This window comes from Bradyrhizobium sp. USDA 4454, from assembly GCF_054822705.1.
The window spans coordinates 2,596,422-2,607,653 of sequence record NZ_JBTRCN010000001.1 but is presented as its reverse complement, the minus strand read 5'-3'; the positions used below and the strand labels follow the sequence as shown (position 1 = coordinate 2,607,653).

Here is an 11,232-nt window from a genome sequence, read left to right as displayed (position 1 = left end):
AGATCTTCATGGAGCTTCGACCCGGAAGCGTTCACCCCAAAGCGCGACGCAATAAAGCCGCCAGCGCATTCCGAGGTCGAGCCGGTGGAATTTCCGCTCCACGGCGGCCATGTCGACGTAGCGGGCAAGCAGGGCGCTGCCGACAACCTTTTCATACATCGCCGGCGAGTGTCGGCTGAGCCAGAGCCGGTCGGGTGCTGCGAAGCCGATCTTGTCCTTGCGCCAGGAGATGCTGGGTGGAAGAGCGTCCTGCATCGCCGCCCGGAGCGGCCATTTCGTCCACCCCTTGTTCAACTTGATGCGCGTCGGCAGGCTCAGCGCAAACTCGACAAAGCGGTAATCGAGGAACGGCAACCGGGTCTCGATACCAAACCGCATCGAGTTCTTGTCCTCGAAGCGCAGCAGCATCGGCAGGTTGGTTTCAGTGATCTCCAGCACCTGCATCTGCTGCGCGTCCCTCGTCTCGCGCGCAAAGCGGCGAAGACACTCCGGCAGATCCGGACTCTTCAGGAAGGCGTATTGCCAGCGGTAGTATGCGGTCCGCAGCGCTGCCGAGCTGGCGCCAAACAGGTACATCAGCAACCGTTGAGCCGAAACGCCGGCCCGCGTCGCCGCGCGGAAGGCGGACAGGAATCCCCCGACGCCGGAGCGGGCCAGCTGGTCGCGCAGCCAGGCCGCATAATAGCGGTGATAGCCTAGCAGCGTCTCGTCACCGCCCTGACCGTCGAGCAGCACGATCACGCCGTTGGCGCGCGCGGTCTTCATCACCTCGTACTGCATCATGATCGAGGGGCCGCCGAACGGCTCTTCCTGCACCTCGAGCAGGGCCTCCGCAGTCGACGCGAAATCCTGATAGCTCGGCTTGGTACGCAACCAGTTCAGTTCGGCCTTTGCGACGACGTCGGCGGCGTATGCCTCCTCGTTGTTCTCCGCCTGCTCGCTGATCGCCGTGATGGCAAAGAAGCGATGGTTGGAGGACAAAGCGTAGCGCCGGGCCGCCAGCGTCGCGACGCTCGAACTGTCCAATCCGCCCGACAGGCAGGTTCCGACGCGAACGTCCGAGCGCAAACGCAGACGCGTCGCGTCATCGAGCAGTTCCGCCAGTGAGCTGGCGGCTTCCTGCTCGCTGGCCACGGCCGCACGCGGCGCCAGCGAATAATAGCGCTCGATCTTGATCCGGCCCGTTGCCAGATCGACGCGCATCTTATGTCCAGGGGCCAGCTTCTCGATACCCTTGAAGAAGGTCCGATCGGTATGGTCGCTGAGGCCGCAGACGAGAAAGTCCCTGACAAGCTCGTCGTCGGCGACGGCGCGCCCGATCAACGGAAGCAACTGGCGAATCTCTGAACCGAAGGCGAACTGGCTCGCCGTGTCGACAAAGTAGAATGGCTTCACACCGAAGCGATCACGCGCGCAGAACAGCGTATTGTCACGCTCGTCATGAATCGCAAACGACCACATGCCGTTGAAGTGCTCGAGGCAGCTTTCGCCCCAATGGACATAGGCCGTGAGCAAGACCTCGGTATCCGACGCCGTGTGGAAGACATGGCCGAGCGCTTCAAGTTCCGCGCGCAGCTCGAGATAATTATAGATCTCACCATTGTAGGTGATCCAGATCGGCAGCAGCCTGTCACGCATCGGCTGCGCGCCGTCGTCGGTCAAATCGATGATAGCCAGTCGCCGGTGCCCCAACCCGACCTTGCCATTGACCCTGACCCCGCGCCCGTCCGGCCCGCGGTGAGCGACCAGATCGGTCAGTCGATCGACTTGATCAGCATCAACGAGTCCGTTCTTGGCGACTAGGCCGAATATGCCGCACACGTGGGACTCACCTGCATGGTCTGGGTTTCGTGGACAATTCGACAGGACGCGCATTCCGGCCGCTGCGGCACGAAATTCGGCCCAGCGCCTGCGCTCTCCTCTACCCTGTTCACGCGATGAACGTCAACCTCAGGGGTCAACGCGCGCCCGCGCGATCTGCTGCTCGACTATCTTTCGATCAGCGCGCCGACATCCTGACCGGCAGCCTGTCGCATGGTGGCCGCAAAACTCGCCGCGAATGCGCGGACGCGCTCGTCCTGATGCGCAACGACGTTCCGTACGATGAGCCCGCGCGCCTGCTGCGAAGCCTCCGCAAGCTGGTCGGCCAGCGCATTCGGATCATCGACGCCGAAATAGCGGGCGGCACCTGAGGTCTGCTCGCGGTGCACGTCGATGTCGGACAGCATCATCGGAACGCCGAATGACTTCGCCTCTTCCACCGTCGTGCTCCATCCCTCGAAGCGCGATGGGTTGAGCAGTGCGGTTGAGGCTCGCAGCAGCGCGTAGACATGGGGCAACGGGATCACACCGAGGTGACGGAAGTTCGCTTCGAGGCCGCGGCGTTTGATCTCGGAGTTGACCAGATCGTAATAGCCGGGCTCGCGTCGGTCCTCCGTGCTGCCGGATGCGCAGACAACCACGTCGACCCCACGACGCTTCAGGATCGTCAAGGTATCGAGCACCAGCTGATGGTTCTTGTGGCGATAGAACTGATTGGGCAGATAGAAATAGTTTTGCGGCAGGTTATAGGTCGCGATGACGTCCGACGGGTCCGTGTTCAGGAACGCAGCTGGCGGCTGGGTCGCGAAGCGAACGACGCTGACGCGACTCTTGGCATGCGGGTAGTAGGCCCTGAAATCGCGGAACGCACTCTCGCTGCTCAGCATGATGGTCCGCCCGGACGCAATCTGCACGCGAAAGCCGATCTCGCGGCGCCAGCGTGCCGTCGTTGGAAACAGCTGAGGCAGCGACCGGTGTTGCAGATCCGGGATCCACGCCACCGCCGGAATCGGCAGCCGCCAGCCGAAGAAGCGCGCGGCTTCAACGACGACGTCGACGCGCGCGGAGCGAAACGCCGCCGCGGCTCCACTGTCCAACCCGATCCCGAGCGCGGCAGCCAGACCCGGTTGTCCGTCGAACGCTTCAGACCTGATGACCTCGACGCCGGGTATCGCGGCAAGCTCCGCGAGTTCATTCTCATCAGCCGCCGTCCCCGCAAACACGACCGGCGTGAATTCGCCGGGCAAAAATCGGTCGAGCGCCTCGAACAGGTTGCGTTGATAATTGTAGCCGCCGGCCCAGAGCCGTCGCGAAATGTGACCAAACGCGAACCGCAATGGACGCGGCGTCACGAAGCGTGTCCCTTGAACCAGGTCACATAGTCGGCAAGGCCCCGGTCGAGCGGAATGCGCCAATCGAACCCGATTCCGCGCAGCGTCGCATCGTCGGCCAGCAAGCTGACGGGATCACCGGGCCGGCTGATGCCGGAGTGCCGTACAACCGTGTTGCCGCCCCACTGTTTGATGAGGTGCGCGGCGATATCGGCAACGCTCGTGCCGCGGCCTGAGCCGCCATTGATGACCCGGAAGTTCTGCTGCGACGATGGTTCAGCGACTTTGGCAAGCAGCCTTGCGACATCGCGAACGTCGGTCCAGTCGCGGATTTCTTGGCCGGTCCCGCCGAGCGTCAACACCGGTTCCTGGGCCTCCAGCCGCGAGCAGATGTCCCAGAGCAATTGCTTGCGCAGATTGGGGCCATAGACCGAGAACAGCCGCACGATCGTGCAATGCATGCCGAACGACTGCGCGTAGCTCCGGCACAGCTGCTCCATCATGAATTTGTGCTGCCCATAGGGCGACATCGGCGCTGCGACGGCAGTTTCAGCGATCGAGCCGGCATGGTCGGCGCCATAAACGGCCGCGCTCGACGCCGCGATCACCGCGCAGTCAGGGGCGGATCCGCGCAGCCATTCGAGCAGCCGCGCCGTGCTCGCGACCGTCCGCGAAAAATCCTCGAATGGCCGCTCGATCGAAACACCGACCGAGGAGCCGCCGGCCAGATGAAAGACATGCGTCGGCAGCCCGTGCGCCGCCGCAAGCGCGTTGAGATTGGCCACGTCGATCTCGCCGTTGATCCAGCTCTGCAGGCCAAGCCGGCGGGCTTCCGTCGCGTCGAGCGCGCCGTGGCCGACGCCATGCACAACATGGCCGGCACCCGCCAGCTCATGCACGAGATGGCGGCCGATGAACCCGTTCGCGCCGGTGACCCAGACGATCATCGCTCAGGCCTTGTGACAGACAAAGGAGTACAGCCGGCCCGGCCGATTGTCGAAGCGTTCGGCTATCGACAGCAGCGAGCCGAACACTCGGCGTGACGCAAACGCGGTTCGCCACAGCGGCGCCACCGGAATCTTTTGCGACAGCTTGGTCACGATCGCAGCCTTTAGGGTCTCCGGCGTATAGGGAAACAGGTTGATCGGGCTTTGCAGCGGCGCCAGCGTGTCGATCTTCGAAAATCCGGCGGTGGAAAGCGCACCGGTGTAGCGATCGAGCAGGAAAGCATGCTCGCCGCCGTAAAGGTGATGCAGCGGATGCTGCGCGAGGAACCGGGGAAGATCCGCCTCGTTGCTGATGACATGCTCGCGCGCCGCGATCAGCATGCCGCCGGGCCGCAGCACGCGAAACATCTCCCGGCACGCACCTTCGAGATCGCGCGTGTGATGCAGCACGGCGCGGGCGAACACGACATCGAACGTCGCATCCGCGAACGGCAGCCGCTCGGAGAACTCCTCGACCACCTGGATCGGCAATTGCGCCTGTTGCGCCAGCGCCCGGATCGCCGCCCCTCCCACGATCGCGCTGGGATCCGGCTCGAGCGCGGTCACCGCAAAGCCGCTGCGGGCGAGCGCGTAGCTCGCAATGCCACGGCCGGCGCCGACGTCGAGCGCGGTGCCGGACCGGCCAGCCAGCAGCGCGGCGACCGCCTGCCACTCGGAGCTCTGGAAATAGCGTTCGGCGGCGCCAGCCAGCGGATCGTCATAGAATGCATCGAGCACGAGCTGGTGCTGGTCGGGCTGATTGCGCAGCCAGACCACCGCTTCCTCCCAGGTGGTAAACTTGCGCTCACCGTTCATCGGCGCCAAGCTCCCTCACCAGCACGGCCGGATTGCCGGCCACGATCGAGAACGGCGCGACGTCCCTGGTGACGACTGCGCCGGCCGCGACGATGGCGCCCTGCCCGACCGTCACCCCGCGCAACACCATCGCCGCCGCGCCGATCCAGGCATCATCGCAGATCCTGACCGGGCTTTCGTCAAGCGAGATATCGTCCGGATGGCCGCGTGTGAAAATCTGCTGGACCTGTCGGTGCCGCTCCGCCGCCCGCAGCGGGTGGGTGAGATTGTCGAACACATTGGCCGAATGCGAGATCAGGACGCGGTTGCCGATCTCGATCGAGGCCGCCGACCAGATCCGCGTGCCCTCGCCGACATAGCACCACTCGCCGATCTTGATGTCCCCACCATGCGCGAAGGTCAGCAGCTCGCCGAGGATGCGGCTGTTGCGGCCGACAACGATCTTGTCGGCATCACCGCGGATGTTCCTGATCCTGGCAGAGCGGCCGAGCGCCGCGTCAGCCTGCAACCGGCAGGTGGCCCGACCGATCAGACGCTGGATCAGGTAATCGATATTCATGCGGTCAACTGCAGGCAGGCGACGGCGCGCGACGACGCCGCAAGGTCGTCGCCCTGGCCCTTGCCGGTATGGATGTCGAAGACGGTGGCGTCGGCGAGCGCCTCTGCGCTCTGGCGCGACCAGCCTTGCCGCGAGTAGCCGAAATAATCGACATGATGCGATGCCGCGCCGAACGCCTCGATGATCCGCTCGATCATGGCAAGATCGAACACTTGATACCAGCCAAGATTGTCGCGCTTGCCGAACGGCACGGAGATCAGGCACGTCCCTCCGGGCTTGAGAATGCGCTTGAACTCTTTCACCGCCGGAACGAAACCGTCGCGATCGGTCTCGGCGTCGCGCGGATCGCCGGTGTACAGCATCTGATTGTCGAGCCCGATATGCTCGATCGTCGAAATGCTGGCGACGGTGTCGAACACATGATCGCCGAACATCGTCTTGCGGAGATCGCCGAACACATAGGAATAGCCGTCGTGCCAATAGCAGCGCCGCTCCGGCGCCAGCGTCATGATGGTGAGATCCGCGCCACGCAGCGGCGGACGCCGCAGCAGGAAGTCGTGGTTGAACGTCGATCCCGCGTCCAGCATCTTGCCGACCTTGCTCAACCGGCCATAGACCCAGGGATATTCCACCACGCGTTCATCCATCGCGATGCCGTAGCCGGGCGGAAGCTCCTTTCCGGCCTGAAGCAGGCCGCCGTCGATGGCCGCGGTGATGGTGTCGCGCTTGACGGTCTGATAGCCCGGGCCGAACGGCCGCGGCCGCATCCTGAACAGCGGCGCGGCTAGTCCGTCCGCCATCCATTTCATCTGATAGATCAAGTCACTTGCAGACATCATTCCGGCCCAATCGCCCGCCCTCTGGCCGGCTCTGTGCCCCCGTGTAGAGCCTTTTCCGTCCCGATGGAATCGGAACGGGGCTCCAGAATCTCGTTTTTAGGCGTTTTCTTCACGCGAACCGGCCCTCACTTTGCTCGAAAACGCGCTGTTAAGGCTCAATCCGCGCGACGAGATCGATAAACTGCGCCCATTGCGAGGCCTTGCTATAGGTCTCCTGTACGCGGCTCCTGCCGGACGCGGCAATCCCGGCCCATAGCGGCCAATCCCGCAGGCTGCTTGAAATCGCAGCGGCGGCCTTTTCGGGAGCGTCGTAGGTGCGCATCGTGACGCCGTCCTGCATCGCCTCCGGATAGCTGCCCGAATCCGAAACCAGCAGCGAGCCGCAGCCCATCGCCTCGAAGCAGCGCATGTTGCCGCGATCGTTGCCGGCCATGTCGATGGCGCCGTTGAGCACGATCTTCGCTGATCCGAACAGTTCATAGAGGTCGCGGCCGAACAGCGGCGTCCGCGCGATTCGCGCGATGACGTCGGGGCGCCGGTGTTTTCCCAGCGGCAGCAATCGCCCGACCGGGCTCTCGGCGAGCCGCGTCAACCGCGAAGCATCGAGGCAGAACACGATGTTGCGATCGGCCGCCAGCGCCGCGACCTGCTCGAGCGTCCGGCCCCGCGCGCTATGATGCCGCGAGTATCCACCGACAAACGCCACGTCGATCGGCCGTTCGCCGTGACCGTACTGCGCCATGACAGGATCGATCGCAGGGAAGAACAGCTCCGCCCGGCACCCCTTGCCGCGCCAGGCTTCGAGGATCGAGGGGAAGTTTCCAAGCACCGCGCAATAGGCGCTCAGGTCGGCATTTCCCGAGGGCGCCGCGCGCCAGCACAGCGTCTTCTTCACACAGCCGGGAAGCTTGGCGACGAACGCACTGGGATAGCGCACCGGATCGAGATTGTAGAACACCTCGGTTCTGTGGTGCTCGATCTGCGCGAGCAGAATTGCCTCGAGCGTCGGCGTGCCCAGCATGCCCTGCTCGCGCGCCCACTGGCGCTGCAACACTTCGTCGTCGGCATTGGTGAAAAAGGCTTCAGCCGCGCCGTCGAGCACCGGCTTGAGAAAATGCGCTGCGCCAAAGCGGTCGTGCAGGAACACGTCGCGTCGCGCAGCAAAAGTCGATGCCTTTGCCGCGAGCTGGTTCAGCCGCGGCAGATAGGACGGATAGAGACCGCTATTCTGGAACAGACGCATCGGTTACGCGGTCCTTGCCAACATCCATTTCATGTTCAGATATGGCCAGATCCGGCCGACGGATTCCCAATCCCAGCCTTGCGACGCCGTCAAGCGGCCGACCACCTTTCGCAGCGGCGCCTCGTCGACGAACTCCGCGAACGCCGGGACCTTGCGATCGAGCAATTCCGTGGTCCAGCCCGCCAGCGGCCCGTTCAGCCATTCCGGCATCGGCGAGTTGAAGCCGACCTTGCGGCGCGCGGTGCGGATGCTTTCGGGCATCAAATTCGCCATCGCCTGCCGCGCCACCACCTTGGTCATGCCATCGGCCGATTTGCTCGCCTCCGGCAGCGCCATCGTATAGGTCACCAGCCGCCAGTCCATAAACGGCATGCGTACCTCGATCCCGTGCGCCATCGAAAGCCGGTCGAAGTTGCGCAGAATGGTCGGCAGGGTGGTCGAGTGGAACATGCGGTAGAGCCGCCGGTTGAGCGCGCCCCATGTAGTCGGCAACTCGTCATCCTCGGCAACGAGCGGCAGGGGCGCCGGCATCGCCGTCAGACCCCCGCGCAGGAAATAGTGCCCCTGGCGCTTGATCATCTGCGCGCGCAGGAAGTCGATGCCGCGCTGCGCGAGTTGCGATCGTGAGGTCAGCGCGGCCGCAGCGTTGCGGATTTTGAATGCGGCCGACTTCCCTTCCTGCAAATAGGCGCCCATCAATTCATCCGCGCCGTGGCCATCAAGCGAGACCGTGACGTTCTGGCGCCGCAGCTCGCGATAGATCAGCCAAGGCGCGCTCGGCAAACCGATATAGACGTCGTCATTGTCATCAAGGATGCGATCAAGGTCGGTAAGCGCGTCGGAGCGCCCGATTTCGAGAAAGCTCGGCGTCACATCGGCCCACGCGGCCGCTTCCTCCGCCATCGGCCGCTCGTCATTGCTGGCGCCGGGAAAGGTCGCGACAAAGGCGTGCCGCCAGGCGGTCGAGTCACGCGGTCCCATGCCGGCCTTCTCATGGCTCGCCATCGCGCAGATAACTGCGGACGAATCGAAGCCGCCGGACAGGCAGGTCCCGATCGGAACGTCGCTGCGCATGCGGAGCGCAACGGAATCTTGAAACAGCTCGCGAAAGCGCCCGACCCGTTCGGCTTCGCTGTTCGGGATCGCAGGCAGGTGGTCCACGGTCCGCCACCAGCGGCGCAGCTGCGCCCGCCCCTGGCGCAGCCACATGCAGTGACCGCCCTGCAGGCGACGCAGTTGCGAGAACAGCGTCCGCTCGCTGCCTTCGATCCCGAACGGGTCGAGCAATAGCCGTCGCGCCACGTCGATATCGAGCGACGTCTCGACCAGCCCGCTCCGCGCCAGCGCCCGCTGCTCCGATGCGAACACAAACCGCTCGGACGACAGCGCGTACAGCATCGGCTTGATGCCGAAGCGGTCGCGCGCAAGGAACAGATCATCCGTGACCGTGTCGTAGATCGCCAGCGCCCACATGCCGTTGAAGCGCAGCAGCATGTCCTCGCCCCAGGCCTGCCAGGCAGCGAGGATCACTTCGGTGTCGGACTGGCTGCGGAACACCGCGCCCTTCGCCTCGAGCTCGCGGCGCAGCTCGAGGAAGTTGTAGATCTCGCCATTGTAGACGATCACATGGCGGCCATCGCCCGATGCCATCGGCTGATAGCCGCCCTCGCCGGGATCGATGATGGCGAGCCGGCGATGGCCGAAGGCGACGTTTCGCTTGGCATTGAACCAGGTGCCTTCGCCGAACGGCCCACGATGCGCGATCAGGCTGGTGAGCCGCGAGATCTCGGCCGGCTCCACGGGATTGCCCCGAAGATTGACGATGCCTGCGATACCACACATGTCTAGGCGGCCTTGAAGGGCAAGAAGCGGGTGATGATGATGCGGAGATCCCGCCAGCACACGGCGCGATAGGGACCCAGCTGTGACACGGCAACGGCGGTGACAAAGATCACCGCCGCCGACACGCCGTAGAGCGACACCACATACCACCATGACGGCGCGTGGTCGAATGACACATGGCCAAGCTGCGAGCGCAGCGCGAGCGCTATGGCGACACCGGTACCGAGCGGGATCAGGACGAAGTGCAGCATCCGTGACCACATCCCCGAAAGCCTGAAGGTTCGCCGCAGCAGCAGCACCGTGATCCCCATCTGCGCGACCATGCCGACACAGGAGCTCCAACCGGCGGCCTGCCAGCCGAAATACGGCAATGCGATGGCGCTGGTCGCCAATGTGAAGATGCCCGTGACGAGCGAGATCAGCGCGTTGAAACTGGAACGCCCCTGCGACAGCAGATAGAACGCAAACACGTTGGCGCTCGACCCCAATATCCCGCTGATCGCGAGCACCACCAGCACCAGTTGCGCCTCGGCGGCGACCTCGGCGCCGGTCCATCGATACAGCAGCGCGCCTGCGACCGGGATCAGGCCGCCCAGCGCGCTCGCGGCCAGCACGTTGAGAATCCAGGACGAGCGCAGCAGCAGATCGACCTTGCGATCATCGTCTTCCCTTTGCAGCGTGCTGAAGAACGGGAACAGGATCTCGCCGATCTTCAAGATGCCGATATAGACCGCCTCTTCCAGCCGCTGCGCGACGCTGTAGAAGCCGACGAATTGCGGCTGCAGCAGCGCGCCGAGCAGATAGCGATCCGCCTGGCCGGCGAACAGCGCGCCGCTTTGTGCCGCGACCTGCCAGCCGCCGAGCTTGACCAGGGCACGCAGCGCGCTGCGATCGAGTGCCGGCGGCGCCAGCCAGTCGCTGATCGCATGTCGCGACCAGGCGAAGGCCATCAAGAGATTCGTCGCGAAGCCCAGGGCCTGACAGCCGAGGAAGGTCGAAGCGCGCGGCGCGTACGGGATCAACAGCAGCATCGACATCGTCGTCACCACCGTGCCGGTGATGCTGATCGCCGCGATCCGCCGGTAGTCCTGCCGCGCCGTGAACAGCGAGAGGAACACCGCGAACAGGCATTGGCACAGCCAGCCGGCGCCGGCCAGGGCGAAGGCAAGCCCGAGGTCGGCGGCGGCCGGGCCGCCGAGGTGAAATCCCAATCGCGCCAGCGGCGCACCGGCAAAGATCAGCAAGGCCGCGATCAGGCCGCCCCCGGCGATGGCGAGCGCCAAAGCGGTGGCGAAGAAGCGCCGTGCATCGTCGCGATCGGACAGTTCCAGCCGTTGTGCAAGCTCGCGCGCCGTCGAAAGACCCAGCGCATTGCTGAACATCAGCGCCGGCGCGACACAGGCGGTCACAAGGCCCGCAACACCAAACGCGGCGAGGCCGAGCCGGAAAATCACGAACGGGAGAATCGCCAGATTGAGCAGCACCGCGACCGCAAAGGCGGTCGCGTTCCATGCCGAGTTGCCGAGCAGATGGGACGGACCTCTCTTCACTGCCATGCCCGCTTTCGGTCCATCACGTCGAAACGCCTCAAGTCCCTCTTCCATAAGGGCAAAACCCATTCGGTGGGGCGACGGGCTAGCAGCCAGAAGCGTGATTGTCGAGTGTTGGCGGACACCGGACCGGCGCACAGGTGTGGGCAGGCGCGAATCGCACCTGATGCAGAACGGTCTGCGCGGAACCGTGACTGTTCGTTTCCGGGCGCCTTGTTATCCGGGTAACAGTTGGAAAGACCTGC

9 protein-coding genes are annotated in these 11,232 nt (G+C 64.5%); all 9 read right to left on the bottom strand.

The genetic code is table 11. The features are described 5' to 3' along the window. Positions 1-6: 6 nt before the first annotated feature. Positions 7-1,875: an asparagine synthase (glutamine-hydrolyzing) gene (gene asnB / locus ACVIW0_RS11900; protein ID WP_461352499.1), complete on the bottom strand. Its 1,869-nt coding sequence runs from the start codon at positions 1,873-1,875 to the stop codon at positions 7-9. Positions 1,876-1,988: 113 nt separating this feature from the next. Further along, a complete protein-coding gene (locus ACVIW0_RS11895; protein WP_461352498.1) occupies positions 1,989-3,173 on the bottom strand; it encodes a glycosyltransferase family 4 protein in 1,185 nt (394 codons plus the stop codon). Further along, positions 3,170-4,099, bottom strand: a complete 930-nt coding sequence (locus ACVIW0_RS11890) for an NAD-dependent epimerase/dehydratase family protein (protein ID WP_461352497.1) — start codon at positions 4,097-4,099, stop codon at positions 3,170-3,172. The genes ACVIW0_RS11895 and ACVIW0_RS11890 overlap by 4 nt, the downstream gene beginning before the upstream one ends. Before the next feature lie 3 nt (positions 4,100-4,102). Further along, positions 4,103-4,954, bottom strand: coding sequence for a class I SAM-dependent methyltransferase (locus ACVIW0_RS11885; RefSeq protein ID WP_461352496.1), 852 nt, complete (start codon positions 4,952-4,954; stop codon positions 4,103-4,105). Further along, positions 4,944-5,513 (bottom strand): acyltransferase, encoded by a 570-nt coding sequence (locus tag ACVIW0_RS11880; RefSeq protein WP_461352495.1) that lies wholly within the window; start codon positions 5,511-5,513, stop codon positions 4,944-4,946. The genes ACVIW0_RS11885 and ACVIW0_RS11880 overlap by 11 nt, the downstream gene beginning before the upstream one ends. Continuing rightward, positions 5,510-6,352: a methyltransferase domain-containing protein gene (locus ACVIW0_RS11875; RefSeq protein WP_461352494.1), complete on the bottom strand. Its 843-nt coding sequence runs from the start codon at positions 6,350-6,352 to the stop codon at positions 5,510-5,512. Before ACVIW0_RS11875 ends, ACVIW0_RS11880 begins: the two co-directional genes overlap by 4 nt. Before the next feature lie 148 nt (positions 6,353-6,500). Beyond that, entirely contained in the window at positions 6,501-7,595 is a 1,095-nt protein-coding gene (locus tag ACVIW0_RS11870) for a glycosyltransferase family protein (RefSeq protein ID WP_461352493.1), read from the bottom strand. Between the two features lie 3 nt (positions 7,596-7,598). Continuing rightward, complete coding sequence (gene asnB, locus ACVIW0_RS11865) at positions 7,599-9,437, bottom strand: asparagine synthase (glutamine-hydrolyzing) (protein ID WP_461352492.1); 1,839 nt, start codon at positions 9,435-9,437, stop codon at positions 7,599-7,601. A gap of 2 nt (positions 9,438-9,439) precedes the next feature. Further along, the gene (locus tag ACVIW0_RS11860) at positions 9,440-10,993 is read right to left on the bottom strand and encodes a lipopolysaccharide biosynthesis protein (protein ID WP_461352491.1); all 1,554 of its coding nucleotides are present in this window, start codon (positions 10,991-10,993) and stop codon (positions 9,440-9,442) included. Positions 10,994-11,232: the final 239 nt, after the last annotated feature.